The following is a 20,849-nucleotide window of genomic DNA, read 5'->3' as shown; positions in this document are numbered from 1 at the left end:
TATATCCTAATTAGTATATATAAATATAATATCATAATAATATAATCTCATATAAATTTATTATACTTTTTTAAGTAAAATAGCCGTACCTAGTCCCCCACCGATACATAATGAAGCTAAACCATAAGTTGAATTTTGTTTTAACATCTCATAAATTAGTGAAACAATAATTCTATTTGCACTAGCTCCAACAGGATGACCTAAGGCAATTCCACTTCCATTTACGTTCATTTTTTCATTTAATATTTCATCTGTTAAATTTACTTTTTCTTTTAATAATTCAAATACACCTAAAATTTGTGCAGCAAATGCTTCATTTATTTCAATTACATCAATATCGCTTATATCAACACCTGTTTTATTTAATAACTTTTCAATAGCATAAGCTGGGCTTAATCCCATAACAGAAGGTTCAATACCAACTTGGGCAATATCAACAATTTCAACTAAGGGTTTTAAATTATATTTTTTTACTGCATCTTCTGACGCTATTAGTGTGAAACTTGCACCATCATTTATTCCAGATGCATTACCTGCTGTAACTGTTCCATCTTTTTTAAAAACAGCTCTTAGATTATCTAGTTTCTCTAAAGATGTATTTCTATTAATATATTCATCTTTATCAAAAATAATCTCACCTTTTTTTGTTTTTACAGTGATTGGAGTTATTTCATCCTTAAACTTTCCAGCATCATCTGCTTTTATTGCTTTTTTTTGAGATTCTAATGCATATTCATCTTGCATTTGTCTAGTTATATTAAATTTTTCAGCAACATTCTCTGCTGTTATTCCCATATGATAACCTTCAAAAGCATCTGTTAATGCATCACTTATAGAATCAACCAATTTCCCATCACCTAATCCTAAACTTGTTCTTGCTTTTGAAGAAACTAAAAATGGTGCACCAGACATACTTTCAACACCACCTGCAACTATAACATCACATTCACCTGATTTTATTTGAGCAATGGCATTCATAACTGCTTTCATTCCAGATCCACATAACATATTTAAAGAATATGCAACTGTTGATTTTGGTAAGCCTGCAAAAATAGCTGCTTGTCTTCCGATTCCTTGTAAATGACCTGCACTTAATATATTTCCAACAATAACTTCATCAACAATATTTTTATCAATATTTTTTGTTAAATCTTTTATAACTTGTCCTGCTAAATCACCAGGTGTCACATCTTTTAAACTACCTAAAAAACTTCCTATTGCACTTCTTTTTGCTTCAACTATATATACTTTCAATTTCTTTATCCTCTTTTATTAATTTATCTTAAAGCTACAACATATGAAGCTAATGTAGCCTCTTCTATTTGTTTCAATGTTGTATCACCCATCAATTCTACAAGATGTAATTTTCCATCTATAAATTCAAAAACACCCATTTCTGTAATAATCATTTTTATTACATTTTTTCCAGTTAAAGGAAGAGTACATTTATCTAATATTTTAGGCATTCCTTTATCTGTATGAAGCATTGAAACAATTACTTTTTTAACTCCATTTACTAAATCCATAGAACCGCCCATTCCTGGTACAAATTTTCCTGGAATATTCCAACTAGCAAGACTTCCTTCTTGATCAACTTCTAATGCTCCCAAAACTGAAATATCTATATGCCCACCTCTAATAATTTCAAAAGAAGTACATGAATCAAAGAAAACTCCGCCTTCTCTTAATTTAACATTTGTACCACCAGCATCAATTTGATCTTTATCTATATTGGTTTCATCTGCTTTATCCCAAAGACCTGCAAATCCATTTTCTGAATGAAGCACAATATTTACATCTTCGGGTATATAATTAGCAACTTTTGTAGGAAGTCCTATACCTAGATTTATAAAATCTCCATCTTTAAACTCTTTTGCTACTCTTTGAGCAATAATATCTTTTGCTTCCATTTTATGCCTTTACAATATGATTTATATATACAAATGGAGTATGGATGAAATTAGGATTAAGTTCACCATTTTCAACAATTTCTTCAACTTCTGCTATCGTAACTTTAGCAGCTCCAGCCATTGGAACATTAAAATTTCTTGTTGCACCGTTATAAATCAAATTACCTGATTTATCTGCTTTTTGCGCTTTTACTATTGCTAAATCAAGATGTATAGGTTTTTCTAAAATATAATCTTTTCCATCAATATTTATTACTTCTTTACCTTCTTGGACTAAAGTTCCTAAACCTGTTCTTGTCAAAACGCCTCCAAGCCCAGCAGCTGCTGATCTAAGTCTTTCAGCAAGAGTTCCTTGAGGTATTAACTCTAATTCAATTAAACCTTCATTTACTTGTCTTTGAGTATCTTTATTTGTACCTATATGAGTAGCCATAAGCTTTGATATTCTATTATCTGCGATTAACTTGCCAATACCTTGACCATCTCTTACAGTATCTGATGATACTAATATCAAACCTTTTACATCTGTTTTTAATATCTCATCTATAATATTATGAGCATTTCCACAACCTAAGAAACCTCCTATGGAGATAGTCATTCCATCTTTTAGGAATTTTCCAATTTCAGACATTTCTATTACTTTTCCCATATCTCTCTCCTTTTTTATAAATGAATTACTTTACCTTGAAAGTATATGTATAAATAATGATAAAAAAATGGCAAATTTATTCCAAAAATAAGAAATTTAGAAATATTTATTTAGTAAAAATAATTGTTGTAGAAAATAGAAAAAGTAGTTAAAAGTTTGAGATAATTAATAAAAAAAGAGAAGAGTAATTATAGAATTTCTATGATTACTCCTTTAAGATTTGTATAGAATATTAATATTATTTGTTTTCTAAAATTTTAAAAATTCTATCTGGTATAGTTATAGCTTTGTAATTTTTAACATATACTAATACTACTTCTAATGAGCAAATAAGTTCTTTATCTCTTAAAATATCATGTTTTAAAATAATAGAACTATTTTTTCTTTTTAATATTTCTGTTTTAATATCAAGTAAATCACCTAAAAAAGCTGTTTGAAGGAAATCACATATAATATTTCTAATAACAAAATGCTCATTATTTTCTTTATCATGAGAACTAAATCCTTGTCGAAAAAATATCTCAGACCTAGCTCTTTCACAATATTTAATGAAATTTGCATGATACACTATTCCTGCTGCATCAGTATCTTCGTAATAAATTCTCACTTTCATAAAAATCACTCTTTTTCTTGTATAACAGCTACTGTTAAACGTGAAACACAAACAATTTTTTTTGTTTCTTTATGTGAGATTTTAATATCCCAAACTTGTGTAGTTCTTCCAATATGTATTGGAGTTGTTATACCAATAACCTCTCCACTACTAACTCCTCTTAGATGATTTGCATTAATATCTAAACCAACAACAGTAAAACCTACTTGTGAAGCCATTACACCCGCCATACTTCCCAAAGTTTCAGCAAAAAGCACAGAGGAACCTCCATGCAAAATACCGTGAATTTGATGTGTTCTTGAATCAATAGGCATTTCACCTTCTAAAAAATCACTTCCTATTTTAGTAATTCTTATACCTAAACTTTCAATTGCGGTGTTTGAACACATTTCATTAAGTTTTTCTAATGATATTTTTTTATTCCAGATACTCATAATAATTCTCCTAAAAAATCAAATTCATTATATAAATAATTTTAATAATAAGTTAAAATAATTTAATATATCTATCTAGTAGGAACAGGTTTATCCCCTGAATAATCATAAAAACCTTTTCCAGATTTTACTCCATACCATCCAGCTTCTACATATTTAACTAATAATGGGCAAGGACTATATTTTGGATTACCAAATCCTTCATATAAAACATTTAAAATTGCAAGACAAGTATCAAGTCCAACAAAATCTGCTAATTCTAATGGTCCCATTGGATGTCCCATTCCAAGTTTCATAGAAGTATCTATTGATTTAATATCCCCTACACCTTCATATAAAGCATAAACTGCTTCATTTATCATTGGTAATAAGATACGATTTGCTATAAACGCAGGAAAATCTTCTGCTGTAGCAATAGTTTTACCTAAAGATAAGGCAAATTGTTTTGTTGTTTCAAGCATTTCATCACTTGTTGCAATTCCTGGGATAATTTCTACTAATTTCATCACAGGAACTGGATTCATAAAATGTAATCCAATAAATTTATCAGGTCTGTCTGTAACAGCAGCTAATTTAGTAATAGAAAGACTTGAAGTATTTGTTGATAAAAGACAATCTTTTTTAATATGTTCTAAAATATCTTTGAATATTTTAACTTTTAAATCAAAATTTTCAGTTGCTGCTTCGATAATTAAATCTGCATTTTTAAGTGCTTTAGAATCAATATTTGTAGAAATATTCCCCAATGCTTTATCCATCTCTTCTTGAGAAATTTTTTCTCTTTGAACTTGTCTTTTTAGATTTTTTTCTATAGTTTCAAGAGCTTTTGTTAACGCTGTTTCGGCAATATCTATTAAAACAACTTTGTATCCAGCTAAAGCACTTACATGAGCAATACCATTTCCCATTTGACCTGAACCTATAATTCCTACTTCTTTAATTTTCATTATCTCTCCTTTTAAACTTTTTTATCATTTTTTAATAACCATACTTTTTCGATTCCATTTGATTTTCTTTTTAAACCACTTGGAAGATTCTCATTTTCTTCAAGTAAAATCAACGAATATTTATCTATATAGTAATTTCTTATTTCCATACTATCAACACAAAAAGGTGGTCCTTTCATCATATTTAAATCATATTCATAAGTTAAAAGTAGTTGAGAAGCTCCACTTGTAATATTTAATAAATGTGCTGAATATTTTTTTCTCATATTTTCAGGTAGAGCAACAAGTGCTGCTCTATCATAAATTAAATCAATCTTTCCAAGAATAGTTTCAGATAGATTAAAAAAATCACCTACAAATATATCTATATTTTTGTGTTTATAAATTATGAAATTATCTATTTCTAAAATCATTGGTTCAATTTTTAATTGATTAAATAAACTTTTTATAGCTAATTCATTTAATTCAACACCAACTATTCTATAATTCTTTGCTAATAACCATTCAATATCTAATGTTTTTCCACATAGAGGAATAAAGATTCTTTTTCGTTTTTCTAAAAATAATTCAGGAAAATACTTTATAAGCATTGGATTAACTTCATTCATATGAAAAGCTATTTCCTCTTTTTCCCATCTTTCATTCCAAAAATCTTTATCCAAAGTATCAACCTTTATTAAACTTTTTATAATTTATTTGTTAATGCAGGTACAAATTGAAGTACATCTGCAACTATTAAAACATCAGCTATTTCACCAATTGGGGCATCTTTATCTGTATTTATAGCAACTATAAATTCAGATTTTTTCATACCTGCAAGATGTTGAATTGCCCCTGAAACTCCACAAGCTATATATAATTTTGGAGATACTGTTTGCCCAGTAGTTCCAACTTGATGACTATGGTCAACCCACTCATTATCAGCAACTGGACGACTAGCACCTAATTCTCCACCTAGTTTTGTAGCTAGTGCTTGAATAATAGGAATATTATCTTTTTTCCCAATACCTCTACCAGCTGTAACGATAATATCCGCCTTTGTTAGATCTAAACCTTTTGCTTCTGCTGCTTCATAACTTACAAATTCTATATTTGAAGCTCCATTAGGAGTAATATTCTCAACACTTACAGAACCGTTTGGTTCTTCTAAAGGTGAAAATGCACCTGCTTGGATAGTTATTACAGTTTTATTAGTTTTTGCTTTTAATTCTCTTCTTAATTTTGAGTTACAAGAAGGAACAATAAAAGAGTTATCTTTAAAATCAATTACTTCTGTAAATTGTGCAGCTTTTAAAGCAGTTGCAACTCTTGGAGCTAAATCCCAACCAAAAGAAGAGTGAATAAATACAATTACATCTGGATTCTCTTTTTCAACCACATCCAAAATCATTTGTTTATGTACGTTTGGATTATATTCTCCAACATCATTTGCATTTGCCAAATATAGTTTTCCATCAAATTTTGGTAAATCAGATTCATAACCTGAGGCAACCATTACTTTTTCAGCTCCTAATTTATTTGCAAATCCAACTAAATCATAAGTTACATTTAATAACTTCTTTTCTTGATATTCACCAACTAATAATAATTTCATAATTACTTCCTTTCTTAAAGAACTGATGTCTTTTCTTTTAATATTCCGATTAATTTATCAACAAGTTCTGATACATCACCTTCTAAAATAAGGCTTCCTCCACTTTTTTGTGGGTGGTAAAAATTAACTGTTTCATAAGAACTATCAACTGAAAAAAGCTCAGTAGATGGAATCGTAACTAACTCTTTTTTCTTAGCTTTCATAATATTTGGCAAAGTAGGGTATCTTGGAGTGTTTAATCCTAATTGACAAGTTAAAACAACTGGTGTTGCAACTTTAATTACAGATTTCAATCCACCTTCAAGTTCTCTTTTAACAGTAATTCCATCTTTATACTCAAAATCTGCAATTGTTGAAACACAAGACATATTTAATAATTCAGAAAGGATAATTCCCACTTGTCCAGAACCTCTATCTTGAGACTGCATACCTGTAAATACAATATCAAAACCTTTATCTTTAGCAAAGTCAGCTATCAAATTTGCAATTTGGAAAGGCTCTTTTAAAGATGATTGCTCATCTTCAATATGAACTGCATCATCACAACCCATTGCTAATGCTTTTTTTAAAGCCTCTTTTACTCTTGCTGGTCCAACACTTAAAACTGTAATATCTACATTATTTAACTGCTCTTTTAACTGAACTGCTTGTTCAATTGCATACTCATCGTACTCATTTATACGATATGCTAAATCATTTTCATCAAACCAATTTGCATTAGCATTTATTTTAAATTTTGATTCCATATCTGGAACTTGTTTAATACATACAAGTACTTTCATATTTTTATCCTTTTACGATTTTTTAAGTCTTTCAACAATTATTTCTGATAAATCTTTTACTACTAAGCTATCTTCACAATCAGCCATTTTTATTCCATCTTCAAACATTGTAAGACAGAATGGACAATTTGAAATCAAAGTAGGGGCTCCTGTCTCTTGAGCCATATTAACCCTTGCAATATTTATCTTAGTTCCAAGATGTTCTTCTGCAAGGATTCTTCCTCCTCCTGCACCACAACAAGAAGTATTTTTTCTACTCTTATCCATTTCTATAATATTTGCACCAGCTGCATTTAAAAGAGATCTTGGTTGGTCATCTATATCATTGTGTCTTACTAAATAACAAGAGTCATGATATGTACAATCAAATGCTTCTTCTTTCATAGGAATTCGATTCTCTTTTTCTAATCTATCAAGGAAAACAGTATAGTGTTCAACTTGTGTTTCAAAACCTAAATCCCTATAATCTTTGTTTAGTGTATTAAAACAGTGAGGACATGTTGTTACAATTTTAAGAACATTATATTTTCCTAAATTTTCAATATTTTCTCTTGCTAATTCTTGATATAAATATTCATTACCCATCTTACGAATAGGCTCTCCACAACATTTCTCTTCTTTTCCTAAAATACCAACTTTGATTCCTGAGGCATTACATATTTCAACAAAATTCTTTGCAATTTTTTGATTTCTTGCATCAAAAGAAGCATAACATCCAACATAATAAAGAACATCAACAGGATTTTTAACTATTTCATAAGTATCACTCATGATAACTACATCAAGTCCTATTGCCCAGTCTCCTCGTGAAGCCATTGCTAATCCCATTGGGTTACCATTTACTTCAACATTATCCATAGCTTGCATAACCTCATCACCTGCAAACTCACCTTCCATAAGAACAAGATTTCTTCTAAAATCAATGATTTTATTTACATGTTCATTATTAGCAGGACAAATATCTTCACAAGCTCTACAAGTTGTACAAGACCAAATAGAGTCTCGTCCAATATCATCAATTAAATTTATACTTGGGTCATTAAATGCAGCATTTCCAATTCTGTTTATTACATTCATTGGAGATAATGGTTTCCCTGTTGCATTTGCAGGGCAAATATCTTGACAACGACTACAATTAATACACGCATCTGCATCAAATATATCTTTCCATGTAAAATCTGTTACTTTTGAGACACCAAAACTTTCTATATTTTCATCTTCCATATTCAAAGTTACAAGTTTTCCTGTAGGTCCATTATCTTTAAATACATAATTAGCTGTTATTGTAAACATATGTCTTAATTTTGTAACTGGTATTACAATAAAAAAAGCTAAAACTATAAATAAGTGTACCCACCAAATTATTTTATGAGAAAGAAGAAGAACTCCATCACTAACATCTGAGAGCATATTTGCGATAACCATACCAACTGGTGAAAAAATCATCCATTCAGGATTAGTTTTTAATTCAGTTGCGGCCATTCTTACACCTTCAATTAAAAATCCTGTAATAAGAATTGCAAATAAAAGAATATGAATAATAGTATCTTCTTTTGAAGTTACTAAACTTTTAGGTTTAAATACAAATCTTCTTATAAATAAACCACCTAACATAATAATTCCAACTAAACCTGCAATATCTAAAGAAAATGAATATACTTTATAAAAGTCTCCTTTTAAAAATACATAATCAAAAAATAAATCTGTAATATCAGCTTGAACAAAAACTAAAAATGTCCCAATAAACAAAATAGTAAATGACCAAAAGAATATACTATGTGCAATACCAGGACGACTTCTTCTTCTAACTTTAATCTGTCCTGCCATATTAGTTAGCATATATTTAATTCTTTCAGCAAGATTATCTGTTCTATTTAAAGGTTTCCCTAATTGGTATACTTTATATCTTTTGTAAAAAAGATATACAACATATCCCATAGCTAAAAAAGTAAAGAAGTACATAAGTGCGATTGTTGTTAAACTATTTCCAACATTCCAATATATTTCTCTAGATATTTCCATAATACTCTCCACATAAATCTAAAATCAAATCTCAAATAATCTAGGAGTAAAATATTTTTACTCCTAAAAAGATTTATTTAATCAACATCTTACCTATGATAACTCTTTGAATTTCACTAGTACCTTCATAAATCTCTGTAATTTTTGCATCTCTATACATTCTTTCCACTTCATATTCACAAATAAATCCATATCCACCATGAACTTGAATAGCATCTTTTGTTACAAAAGTAGCCGTTTCAGAAGCTGAAAGTTTTGCCATTGCTGATTCCATAATGTATGGTTTATTATTTTCTTTTAACCAAACAGCTTTATAAATCATCATTTTACTTTGTTCAATTCTAACTTTCATATCTGCTAATTTCATCGATACTGCTTGGAAAGCAGAAAGCGGTTTACCAAATTGTTTTCTTTCTTGAGTATAATCAACTGATCTTTCAAATGCACCTTCTGCAATACCTAAAGCTTGTGCCCCAATACTGATTCTTCCAGCATTTAGAGTTTCCATTGCTATTTTAAATCCATCACCTTCTTTTGATAATAAATTCTCTTTAGGGACTCTAACTCCATCTAATCCAAAAGCTGTTGTATAACTTCCTCTAATACCCATTTTTACTTCATTTTTCATAACTTCAACCCCAGGAGTTGATAAATCAACAATAAATGCTGATAATCCTTTATGTCCTAATGATTTATCTTTTGTAGCAATCACAATACCTGTACCTTTATAAGCACCATTTGTAATAAATATTTTAGAACCTGTAATTACATAACAATCTTCTTCTTCAACATATTTAGTTTCAATATTTGCAACATCGCTTCCTGCATTTGGTTCAGTTTGTAAAAAACATCCGATTTTTTCACCACTTGCAAGAGCTGGAAGAAATTTCTTTTTTTGTTCTTCTGTCCCATAAGATAAAATTGGTCCACAACATAAAGAAGTATGTGCGGCAATTAAAACTGCAGAAGAAGCGCAAGCTTTTGACACTTCTTCCACTGTTAAAATATAAGAGAAATAATCCATACCAGCACCACCATACTCTTCAGGTATATAAGTACCTAAAAATCCAAGTTCACTCATTTGAGAAATTAAAGATTGTGGGATTTCATGTTTTTCATCGATTTCTAAAGCAATAGGTTTTATTTCATTATCAACAAAATCTTTAATGCTATCTATCAAAACTTTGTGATCTTCACTTAATTCAAAATTCATAATTATTCTCCTTGATTTGTTTAATATAAGGCAGTATATTTAGAAAAAATGACATTTTAATGATATTGATTAAGAAGAAATAAGAAATAATCAGCCCTTAAAATAAGGCTGATTATATTAAAAAGTAAAAAATAATTATGATTTATTAGATAAAGAATTTTCTGTATCTTCTCCTAAAAGAACGCTACTTTCTTGATGTTTACCTAATAATTTTGGTCTTTCCAATAAAAAATATAGTACTAAACCAATTACAATTGCATAAATTGTAGATTTAGGATCTGGCATAGATAAAGTAATTGCAACAATTCCAGAGACACCTCTTTCTGTTGAATTTTTTAGTTGTTCCATTCCTACAAGAATACAAATATATGCTGTTAAAATTAATGTAAGTGAAAGTGCAATTGGTAATACTGGTTTGAAAAATGTCACAAGTGGCAACATAAATAATGCTATCATTCCGCTAAGCCAAAAAGTTCCTCCTCCACTATAAATAGAATCCATTGATTTTCGCCCCATTGCATATCTTTCTGCCAAAGTAGCATGAGCAGCTGTCCATAATGGACCAGCAAGTCCAGGCCAAGGAGCGAAAAAAGAGTGTAATCCATTTCGTATTGCTGTAATCAAATGAACTCTATCAACATTTTCTTCTATTTTTTCATCTGTTCTAATATGGTCAACTCTTTTTACTAAGGTAAAGCCAACAATAATATCTCCAAAAGCGATAACATAAGCAATAAGTGCAGTTGGTATTGCTAATAAAAATACATCCCAAGAAGGTAAACCTGTAGAAAATATTAAATAATTCCACATTAATTGGAAATCAGGTTGAGTTATTCCCATTTTAATATCAGGTAAGGGATATTCTCCAACTACCCAACCTATTATTATTGCTATAATCATTCCTGACACTAAACCAAAATTTGCTATTTGTTTTGCAAACTTATTATTTTGAATTACATTTTTAAATGATAATGAAAATAACACATAAGCAGAAACTAAAGAACCAATTATAATAGAAATAGGTGTCGTATCAACTCTACCACCAAATTTCAACTCACCCATAAGTGCAGCTATTCCAGCTCCTATAATAACTCCTGATTTAAGAGAATTAGGGATAACTTCAACTAACTTTGATCCTAACCTTGTTACTCCTAAAAATAAGAATATAATTGTCACCTCAATTTGTAAAACAAACATAGCCTTGATTGCTTCTGGACCTGGTTCAAATCCTTTTAAGTAAAGTAAAACTACAGGAATTGCAGGAGTAATCCAGCCTGGAACTAAAGGAACACCCAATAATGCAGGTAAAAGGTAACAAATTCCTGCTACAAATGTAAATGCTAATGCAGCTTCATATGGCATTCCTAAATAAGTTTCTAACAATGGAATCATTGCTAAACCAACAACAAACATAAAAAATCCCTGAATCATTTCAGGTAATTCCCAACGATAGTGAATAAATGGAAATCTTACTTTAAAAGGACCTAATGGCCAAAAAGGTTGTTCTTCACCTTGGTTTCTCTTGTTAAATTGCATGGATACCTCTTTATAACTTGATTTTAAATTAATAATTGTCTTAATCTCTCCTTATTAATTTAAAAAAGTATATTTATAAAACATGACAATTTAATGATATTGGATTATTAAATAAGTGGAAATTTAAAAGGAATAATATTGTTTAGGAAATCTGTTTTTGTGGGCTTAGTATAGCTATAAAATAAATATCTTATAGCTATACTAAAAAAGAAAAATTATACTTTAGGAACAAATACTTCACCTTCTCCATCTATCACTATTTCACCTTTTACGCTACATACTGTTCGTAAAAAAACTCTTCTTCTTTCTAAATTGATTTCTCTAACAATAACTTTTGCAGTAACAGTATCACCAATATATACTGGTTTTAAGAATTTTAATGTTTGAGAAACCCAAACACAACCAATTCCAGGTAACTTTGTTCCAAATAAACCAGAAAAGAATGATGCTGAAATCATTCCATGTGCGATTCTTCTTTCCCATCTTGAATTTGCTGCATATTCATCATTTACATGAACAGGATTATGATCACCTGACATTCCAGCAAAAGTTTTAACATCAGCATCAGTTATTGTTTGAGAATAACTAGCTTCCATTCCTTCAATAATATTTTCAATTGCTATACCATCAACTATAAGTTTATTAGACATATTTTTCTCCTGCTTTTAAAATTAAATTAGTATATTTTTATAAAATGACAATTTTATGGCAACATATGAAAAATTAAATAAATTTAATTTTATGACTATATGTAACAAATTTCTTTATTAGATGTGCAAAATAACCATCAACAAAATATTTATTATAAATAAGTCCAATTGCATAATTTCCACCTAATGAGATTAAAACACCATTTAATTTTGCAGAAAATTCATCTGTATATTTATATGATAATTCATTATGAATATACGTAGATACATATTCTCCTGATTGTATAGCAAGTTGAGCAGTTGGAGCTAAATATTTATCATCTGACATTATTTGAGCAGCATCTCCTATAACAAAAATATCATTTTCATCTTTTAATTGTAAATTTTTATTTACAACATATTGATTTAATTTATTTATTTCATAATCTTTATTAGATTTAATATTTACAGCTTTGATTCCACCTGTAAAAATAAAATAATCATATTCAACTATTGTTTCATTCGTTAAATAAATTTTATTTTCATCTACATCTTTTATAAAGGAACCTAAATATATTTTTATATCTAATTCTTCTAATCTTTTGTTACAAGCTTCAACTAATCGTTCATCCATATTTGGCAAAACTGTTTTCATACCATCTACAATTATAATATTTATCTTAAAATTATTATTTATAAAATTTGAAAACTTATCTTTTATCAAAGCTGCCATTTGGGCTGCTATTTCTACCCCAGAAAGACCAGCTCCTCCAATTACTATATTAAATTCATTGGGCTCATTATTAAGATAAACTTTTTTATTTATTAAAGAATTAAATGTTTCAACTACTTTACTAGCACTTTGAAGAGTTTTGATACCAACTGAATATTTTTGTATATTTGGAACCTGAATAGGAAAATTTGTAAGAGCTCCTGTTGCAATTATCAAATAATCATAAGAATATTTCATATTATTAGACGTAACAATTTCTTTTAAATCTGAATCAAAAAATTCAACTTTTTCTTTATGAAATTTTATATTTGTATTTAAACTATTTATATATTTGTTTATATCTATAGTAACATCTGAAATATCATAAGTAGTTGACACAAAACCATAAGATTCAACTTGTATATAGTGATAATCATTTTTATCAAATAATAAAACCTCTACATTTTTATACTTTGAAAATTTTTTAACTGCATAAAGCCCCGCATAACTAGCTCCAATAATAATCACTCTTTTCATTTTAAGCCTTAATTATATAATTTCTGAATATTAATTAAAAATAATGATAAAAATATGTCAAGCTTTAGTTAAATAAAATTTCTTTTTAAAGTAAAAATATCATATCATTTTCATTTCTAGCAGTTAGAATTAAAAAATAACAAATCTAAGGAGAAATGAAATGTTAAAAAAAACTACAAAACTACTTGTTACATCTGCACTTATTGCAGGGTTAGCTACAGTTGCAAATGCAGCAGAAAAAGTAAAATGGACACTAGCAACAACTTGGGGTTCAACTCTTAATCCATTTATTGATGCACCAGTAAATATGGCAAAACTTGTAGAAGAGATGTCAGATGGAAGATTTAAAATAAGAATTGATGCAGCTAATAAACACAAATCACCACTTGGTATTTTAGATATGGTAAAAGGTGGTCAATATGATATGGGACACTCAGCATCATACTATTGGAAAGGTAAAGATGTTGAATTATTACCTTTTACAACTATGCCTTTTGGTATGACTGCACCTGAACAATACGCTTGGTTTTACTATGGTGGTGGTATGGAGTTAATGCAGAAAGCCTATAAAAAACATGGTGTTTTATCTTTTCCAGGTGGAAATACTGGTAACCAAATGGGTGGTTGGTTTAGAAAAGAAATTAACTCACTTGATGACTTAAAAGGTCTAAAAATGAGAATTCCAGGATTTGCTGGAGAAGTTATGGCAAAACTAGGACTAACAGTTACAAACATTGCTCCAGGTGAACTTTATACTTCACTAGAACGAGGAACTATTGATGCATTAGAATGGGTTGGCCCAGGTATGGATATAAATATGGGATTCCACAAAATTGCACCATATTATTATACAGGTTGGCATGAACCAGCTACTGAATTACAATTTTTGATAAATGAAAAATCTTATGCAAAATTACCAAAAGATTTACAACAAATTTTATTAACGGCTATGAGAGTAAGTGCTTATGATATGTATATTCAAAACTATCATATGAGTAGTGAAGCTTGGGATACAATGTTAAAAGAGTATCCAAATATAAAAGTTAAAACTTTCCCAAAACCAGTTATGGATGCTATGAAAAAAGCTAATGATGAGTTATTAACAGAATTAAAAGCTCAATCACCATTATTAAAAGAGACTTTAGAATCTCAAGAAGCTTACCAAAAAAAATCTAGAAAATGGACAGAAATGTCAGACTATTTATACCTAAAAGACAATTTATAAAAAACACTAACCCTTAAAAAGGGTTAGTTACTTAACTTAAAATAGATATAATAAATTTGATAAATATATAAACTATTTATATTTATTTGACTTATTTATAATTTCAAAAGGATTTTTATGTTGTTAAAACTAGAACGAGGTTTTGATAAATTTGCTGATATTATAGGCTATTTTACTGCTTTTATAATGGTACTTATGATTTTAAATGTAACTTATGACGTAGTTATGAGATACTTTTTTCATACAGGAAGTATCGCTATGCAAGAGATGGAATGGCATCTATTCTCAGTTATTATTTTATTAGGAATATCTTATACATTAAAAGAAGATGGGCATGTAAGAGTTGATTTAATCTATGATAGATTGACAAATAAAAAGAAAGCAAAAATTAATATGGTTGGAGTTGTTTTATTTATAATTCCTGTTGCTTTACTAATTGCAGTTGAATCTATTCCATTTGTTATTGAATCTTTCACATCACACGAACAAAGTGGAGATCCAGGTGGTCTTCCTTTTAGATGGATTGTAAAATCATTAATTCCCTTATCATTTTTCTTATTGATTATTACATCAATTGGATTTTTTATAAAAAATCTAAATGTTTACATAGGTTTGCATGATATGGATGGATATAATCTAAAAGGTGAAATAGAAAATTTAAAAAATGAATTAAATAAACATACACATCATGTAGTTGATATTGATGGAAAAGAGGAAAACAAATGATTGGTATAATTATGTTTTTTGCTTCATTAGCAATGTTACTATATGGTTTTCCTGTAGCATTTACTTTTGCAGCTGTCTCTTTACTATTTGGTGTAATTGCAGGAATTGTTGAGGTTGGTTTTGATGATGGAGTATGGCAAGGCTTAGTTGATGGACTTGATGAAGGTCTTGGGCTGTTTGATTTTATGCCATATAGAATTATGTCAATTATGCAAAATACTATTTTAATGGCTGTTCCTATGTTTATTTTTATGGGGATTATTTTACAAAAAACTGGACTTGCTGAAAAACTTTTAGAATCTATGGGTTTTTTATTTGGTGAAGTAAGAGGTGGAGTTGCTATTTCGACTGTACTTGTAGGAACTTTACTTGCTGCTTCTACAGGAGTTGTTGGAGCATCAGTTGTAGCTATGGGAGTTATTTCACTTCCAGTTATGATGAAATACAAATATAATTTACCACTTGCAACTGGAACTATCTGTGCTTCTGGAACTTTAGGACAGATTATTCCACCTTCAATTGTTTTAATCATATTAGGAGATGTTTTCCAAGTTCCAGTTGGTGATTTATTTGCTGCTGCTGTTTGGCCTGGACTTTTTTTAGTAGGAGCTTATATTTTATTTATTTTGATTGTTTCATACTTTAAAAAAGATATGGCACCATCAATTCCAAAAGATCCATCAAGAGGTTCTAAATCAAAACAAGTAATAAGTGCTTTAATTGCAATTATTCCTTCTTTAACTTTAATTATTTTAGTTTTAGGTTCTATTTTTGCAGGAGTTGCAACACCAACTGAATCTTCAGCTGTTGGATGTATTGGAGCTATTTTACTTGCAGTTTTATATAAAAGTTTTTCAATTAATATGGTAAAAGAAGCAGCTTTTGAATCAGTAAAAGTAACTTCAATGGTATTTGGTATCTTAATTGGTGCAACAGCTTTCTCAATGGTATTTACTTATACTGGTGGAGATGAGATTGTTGAACATTTTATGACAAATCTTCCAGGTGATGAAAAAATTGCCTTTATTTTATTTACTATGTTAGCTATTTTTATTTTAGGATTCTTTATTGATTTTGTTGAAATTTCATATATTATTGTTCCAATTTTAGTACCAATAGCTGATGCTTTAGGAATAAGTCCTGTTTGGTTTGCGATTTTAATTGCGATGAATTTACAAACATCATTTTTAACACCGCCATTTGGATTCTCCCTTTTCTATCTAAAAGGAGTAGTTCCACCAAGTGTAAGAACAATAGATATTTATAAAGGTGTGTTACCATTTATTTTTATACAAGTGGCTGTTTTACTAACCCTTGTATTTTTCCCAGAATTTTTTGGAATAACACAGTAATATTGTAAGAGGTTTTTCCTCTTACCTTTAATCAAGAAGAGATATGAAAACTAAAAATTTTTTTATACTTATTTTAAATCTAATCTTTAAAACAAAAGATAAAATGTTCTCTTTTATAAATGACCCTCAACAAAGAATTTATACTGTACCAAGGCTTGAATAATTAAATCTTTTTTTCAAAACAAAACAACAATTAGAAAAAGGAAAAAAATGTTAGATAGCAAATACCAAAAATTTTTTGATGAGATTTCATTGAAAATCTCAAAAGATAAAATCTTCACAGATAAACTACACACTTTAGCATATGGAACGGATGCCTCTTTTTATAGATTGATTCCAAAGATTGTAATCAAAACTGATAACGCAAAAGAGGTTCAAGATATTATTGAATTATCTAATTCTATGAATTTAAGCATTACATTCAGAGCAGGTGGAACTTCACTTTCAGGTCAAGCAATTAGTGATTCTATTTTAGTTATAACTTCTAGAAATTTTTCAAACTTTAAAATAGCAAGTGATGCAAGTTTTATCTCACTTGAACCAGCACTTACAGGTGCTCAAGTAAATGGATTGTTAGCAAGATATTCTAAAAAAATTGGACCAGATCCAGCAAGTATAAATGCTGCTATGATTGGTGGAATTGCTGCAAATAATGCATCAGGAATGTGTTGTGGAATTTCTCAAAATTCTTATAAAACTTTAAAATCAATGAAATTAATCTTTGCAGATGGAACTAAACTTGATACAGCTTGTGAAGAGAGTAAAAATGAATTTAGAAAAACTCATGCAGATTTCTTAAAAGATTTAAAAAGCTTTTCAGATGATACAAAATCAAATGAAGAATTAAGAGCAAAAATTGAGAAAAAATTTAAAATCAAAAATACATGTGGTTACTCTTTAAATGCATTAATTGACTTTGATGATGAGTTTGAAATACTTCAACATTTAATAATAGGAAGTGAAGGAACTTTAGCATTTATTGAAGAAGTAACTTATTACACAGTTGAAGATTTAAAAGATAAAGCAAGTGCCTTGATTTATTTTAAAGATATGAATGAAGCCTGTCATGCGGTTACAAAACTAAAACTTGCAAGGGATTCTAAACAAATTATAGTTGATGCTGTTGAACTTATGGATAGAGCAGCTTTAAGAAGTATTGAACAAGACCCAGCAATGCCAAAATTTATAAAAGATTTTGATGATGAAGTAACAGCACTTTTAATTGAAACAAGAGCAATTAGTGATGAAAAACTAAATATCCAAATAGCACAAATAGAAGATTTATTAAAAGAATTTAGTGTAAAAAGAGAAATTTATTTTACAAAAGATGAACAAGAATACACACTATATTGGAAAATTAGAAAAGGATTATTCCCAGCTGTTGGAGCTGTAAGAGTAACAGGAACAACAGTTATTATTGAAGATGTTGCTTATCCTATTGAAGTGTTAGCTCAAGCTACACTTGAACTTCAAGAATTATTCCAAAAATATGGTTATAGTGAAGCTTTAATTTTTGGGCATGCACTAGAAGGGAATTTCCACTTTGTATTTACACAAGATTTCTCTGATGCTAAAGAAGTAAAAAGATATGATGATTTGATGAATGAAGTTGTTAATTCAGTGGCAGTTAAATACCAAGGAAGCTTAAAAGCAGAACATGGAACTGGGCGAAACATGGCTGCATTTATTGAAGTAGAGTGGGGACATGATGCATATATCATGATGAAAAAAATTAAATCTCTATTTGACCCAAAAGGTTTATTAAATCCAGGTGTTATAATAAATGATGATAAAGAAGCTCACTTAAAAAATCTAAAAACACTTCCAGCTACAAATGAAATTGTTGATAAATGTATTGAGTGTGGTTTCTGTGAACCAACTTGTCCATCAAATGAATTAACATTAACTCCAAGACAAAGAATTGTAATAAATAGAGAAATATCAAGACTTGAAAGTATTGGAAATCATAAAGAAGCCAAAGAGTATAAAAAACTTTATCAATATGATGGAATAGAAACATGTGCAACTTGTAGTTTATGTTCAACTGCATGTCCTGTTAAAATTGATACAGGAAGTTTAACTAAACATTTAAGAGCTGAACAACTAACTCCTGGGGCAAAATCAATTGCAAATTTTGTAGCAAATAATTTTAGTGGTACATTAAAAGGTATAAGATTTGGTCTTCATAGTGCAAACTTTATGCATAAAGTTTTAGGAACACCAAGTATGGAAACATTCACTAAAACTATGAGAGATTTAAGTAGAAATTCTTTACCAAAATGGTCTATAACAATGCCAAAAGGTACAAATATAAACTTAAACTTTGAGCAACAAGTAAAAGATAAAAAAGTAGTATATTTTCCATCTTGTATTAGTAGAACAATGGGATTAAATGATGCTTCAAAAGAAGAAAAAGAACTATTTGATGTTACAGTTGAACTATTACAAAAAGCTAATTATCAAATCATTTTTCCCGAGAATTTACCAAATTTATGTTGTGGAATGCCATTTAGTTCAAAAGGATTTAATGAAGCAGCCCATACAAAATCAAGTGAATTAGAAGAAGCACTTTTAAATGCAAGTGAATTTGGAGAGTATCCAATTTTATGTGATACAAGTCCATGTACTAAAAAAATGATGGAGAGTTTTTCACATAAATTATCTATTTATGAACCAATAGAGTTTGCATTAACTTTTTTAACAAAAGATTTAGAATTTACTCCAATAGATGAACCAATAACTATTCACACAACTTGTAGTTCAAGAAAAATGGGACTTGAAGATAAATTTAAAAAATTAGCACTTTTATGCTCAAACAATGTAATAATTCCAGCAGATGTAAAATGTTGTGGATTTGCAGGAGATAGAGGCTTTAATTTCCCTGAATTAAATGATTCTGCACTAAGATATTTAAAAAAGCAAACAAATGGTGCTAAAATGGCATTTTCTACAAGTAAAACTTGTGAAATAGGATTGAGCGAAAAATCTGGGCTTGATTATAACTCTATTTTTTATCTAATAAATAAAGTAACAAAAGCAAAAAATTTATAATCTTTTTTCCATAAAAACAGATATTTACCATTTTTTTGGTAAAATATCTGCTTTACGAAAGAAGGAATTATAATGTACAAACTTTTTTTATCTCTAATTATTGGTTCAAGTATTACTTATGCAGCAATGGTAAATGGTATTGCATTGACTGTAAATGACGAGCCAATCACTCTTTATGACATTGATAGAACAATGGCTGTTAACAAAGTTAGTAAAAATGAGGCTGTTAGTTACTTGATTGACAAAATTTTATATGATCAAGTAGTTCAAGAAAACAATATAACTGCTGATGTTTTTGATGTAAATGATTATATTGAAAAACTTGCAAATGCAAATGGGATGGATGTTTATTCATTTAAATCAATTGTAAAACAAAAATATCCTGATTATTCTGTTTTTGAAAATGAAGCCAAAAATGCGGTAATTAGACAAAAACTTGTTCAAAAAATTGTAAAAGGTCAATTGGCAATTGCAACTGAAGAAGATATGCAATTATATTATGAAAAAAATCAAAATCAATTTATGACTGCAAAAAGTTTTGATGTAATTCAATATGCTTCAAAAAATAAAAATGCATTATTAGAAACTTTAAAAAATCCTTTAATCATCTCTTCAGAAGTTCAAAAAGCACCTTTGACTTTAGAGACTCAAAGTTTACAAGCTCAAATGCAATATTTATTAAATGAAACAAAAATAAACTCTTTCACTCCAATATTTACAGCAAATAAACAGTTTATTTCACTATTTATTACAAGAAAAAATGGCTCAACAGCTCTTTCATTTGAAAGTGTAAAAGCTAGAATTTTCAATGATATTATGAGTACAAGAGAAAAAAAATATCTTAAAGATTATTTTGAAAAACAAAAATTAACAGCAGATATAAAAATAGTTAGATAAAGGGAAATTAGATGTCGAGT

Annotated in this window: 19 protein-coding genes; 5 read left to right on the top strand and 14 right to left on the bottom strand. The window is 28.9% G+C overall.

The annotated features are described in order from the left end of the window. Positions 1-60: 60 nt before the first annotated feature. The 14 genes from ABLL_RS00590 to ABLL_RS00525 form a co-directional block, all read right to left on the bottom strand. The gene (locus tag ABLL_RS00590) at positions 61-1,254 is read right to left on the bottom strand and encodes a thiolase family protein (RefSeq protein WP_014472833.1); all 1,194 of its coding nucleotides are present in this window, start codon (positions 1,252-1,254) and stop codon (positions 61-63) included. Between the two features lie 23 nt (positions 1,255-1,277). Then, positions 1,278-1,910 (bottom strand): 3-oxoacid CoA-transferase subunit B, encoded by a 633-nt coding sequence (locus ABLL_RS00585; protein WP_014472832.1) that lies wholly within the window; start codon positions 1,908-1,910, stop codon positions 1,278-1,280. A 1-nt stretch (position 1,911) separates the two neighbouring features. After that, positions 1,912-2,559 carry a CoA transferase subunit A gene (locus ABLL_RS00580; protein WP_014472831.1) on the bottom strand — a complete coding sequence of 216 codons (648 nt, stop codon included), beginning with the start codon at positions 2,557-2,559 and terminating at the stop codon, positions 1,912-1,914. 238 nt (positions 2,560-2,797) lie between these two features. Beyond that, a complete protein-coding gene (locus ABLL_RS00575) occupies positions 2,798-3,172 on the bottom strand; it encodes a YbgC/FadM family acyl-CoA thioesterase (protein ID WP_014472830.1) in 375 nt (124 codons plus the stop codon). A gap of 5 nt (positions 3,173-3,177) precedes the next feature. Further along, entirely contained in the window at positions 3,178-3,606 is a 429-nt protein-coding gene (locus ABLL_RS00570; protein ID WP_014472829.1) for a hotdog fold thioesterase, read from the bottom strand. Between the two features lie 71 nt (positions 3,607-3,677). Then, a complete protein-coding gene (locus ABLL_RS00565) occupies positions 3,678-4,553 on the bottom strand; it encodes a 3-hydroxybutyryl-CoA dehydrogenase (RefSeq protein ID WP_014472828.1) in 876 nt (291 codons plus the stop codon). A gap of 11 nt (positions 4,554-4,564) precedes the next feature. Further along, positions 4,565-5,215 carry a thiopurine S-methyltransferase gene (gene tmpT / locus ABLL_RS00560; RefSeq protein ID WP_014472827.1) on the bottom strand — a complete coding sequence of 217 codons (651 nt, stop codon included), beginning with the start codon at positions 5,213-5,215 and terminating at the stop codon, positions 4,565-4,567. Between the two features lie 23 nt (positions 5,216-5,238). Further along, a complete protein-coding gene (locus tag ABLL_RS00555; protein WP_014472826.1) occupies positions 5,239-6,147 on the bottom strand; it encodes an electron transfer flavoprotein subunit alpha/FixB family protein in 909 nt (302 codons plus the stop codon). 14 nt (positions 6,148-6,161) lie between these two features. Beyond that, positions 6,162-6,929: an electron transfer flavoprotein subunit beta/FixA family protein gene (locus ABLL_RS00550; RefSeq protein ID WP_014472825.1), complete on the bottom strand. Its 768-nt coding sequence runs from the start codon at positions 6,927-6,929 to the stop codon at positions 6,162-6,164. Between the two features lie 12 nt (positions 6,930-6,941). Beyond that, entirely contained in the window at positions 6,942-8,951 is a 2,010-nt protein-coding gene (locus ABLL_RS00545) for a heterodisulfide reductase-related iron-sulfur binding cluster (RefSeq protein WP_014472824.1), read from the bottom strand. Positions 8,952-9,024: 73 nt separating this feature from the next. Then, positions 9,025-10,164 carry an acyl-CoA dehydrogenase family protein gene (locus tag ABLL_RS00540; protein ID WP_014472823.1) on the bottom strand — a complete coding sequence of 380 codons (1,140 nt, stop codon included), beginning with the start codon at positions 10,162-10,164 and terminating at the stop codon, positions 9,025-9,027. 135 nt (positions 10,165-10,299) lie between these two features. Next, positions 10,300-11,700 carry a solute carrier family 23 protein gene (locus ABLL_RS00535; protein ID WP_014472822.1) on the bottom strand — a complete coding sequence of 467 codons (1,401 nt, stop codon included), beginning with the start codon at positions 11,698-11,700 and terminating at the stop codon, positions 10,300-10,302. Positions 11,701-11,915: 215 nt separating this feature from the next. Next, a complete protein-coding gene (locus tag ABLL_RS00530) occupies positions 11,916-12,350 on the bottom strand; it encodes a MaoC family dehydratase (protein WP_014472821.1) in 435 nt (144 codons plus the stop codon). 73 nt (positions 12,351-12,423) lie between these two features. After that, positions 12,424-13,578: an NAD(P)/FAD-dependent oxidoreductase gene (locus ABLL_RS00525; RefSeq protein ID WP_014472820.1), complete on the bottom strand. Its 1,155-nt coding sequence runs from the start codon at positions 13,576-13,578 to the stop codon at positions 12,424-12,426. A 160-nt stretch (positions 13,579-13,738) separates the two neighbouring features. Here ABLL_RS00525 and ABLL_RS00520 point away from each other — a divergent pair, with 160 nt between their 5' ends. The 5 genes from ABLL_RS00520 (at position 13,739) to ABLL_RS00500 (ending at position 20,829) form a co-directional block, all read left to right on the top strand. Next, the gene (locus ABLL_RS00520) at positions 13,739-14,803 is read left to right on the top strand and encodes a TRAP transporter substrate-binding protein (protein ID WP_014472819.1); all 1,065 of its coding nucleotides are present in this window, start codon (positions 13,739-13,741) and stop codon (positions 14,801-14,803) included. A gap of 117 nt (positions 14,804-14,920) precedes the next feature. Next, a complete protein-coding gene (locus ABLL_RS00515) occupies positions 14,921-15,529 on the top strand; it encodes a TRAP transporter small permease subunit (protein ID WP_014472818.1) in 609 nt (202 codons plus the stop codon). Beyond that, positions 15,526-16,881, top strand: a complete 1,356-nt coding sequence (locus tag ABLL_RS00510; protein ID WP_014472817.1) for a TRAP transporter large permease subunit — start codon at positions 15,526-15,528, stop codon at positions 16,879-16,881. Before ABLL_RS00515 ends, ABLL_RS00510 begins: the two co-directional genes overlap by 4 nt. Before the next feature lie 210 nt (positions 16,882-17,091). After that, on the top strand, positions 17,092-19,932 hold the full coding sequence (locus tag ABLL_RS00505; protein WP_014472816.1) for an FAD-binding and (Fe-S)-binding domain-containing protein: 2,841 nt from the start codon (positions 17,092-17,094) through the stop codon (positions 19,930-19,932). A 72-nt stretch (positions 19,933-20,004) separates the two neighbouring features. Continuing rightward, on the top strand, positions 20,005-20,829 hold the full coding sequence (locus tag ABLL_RS00500) for a peptidylprolyl isomerase (protein WP_014472815.1): 825 nt from the start codon (positions 20,005-20,007) through the stop codon (positions 20,827-20,829). The last annotated feature ends 20 nt before the right edge of the window (positions 20,830-20,849 follow it).

It is taken from the genome of Arcobacter sp. L (assembly GCF_000284235.1).
Taxonomy (GTDB): Bacteria; Campylobacterota; Campylobacteria; order Campylobacterales; family Arcobacteraceae; genus Aliarcobacter; species Aliarcobacter defluvii.
Note: the sequence above shows the minus strand (reverse complement) of the source record. Positions and strands in the feature narration are given on the sequence as shown.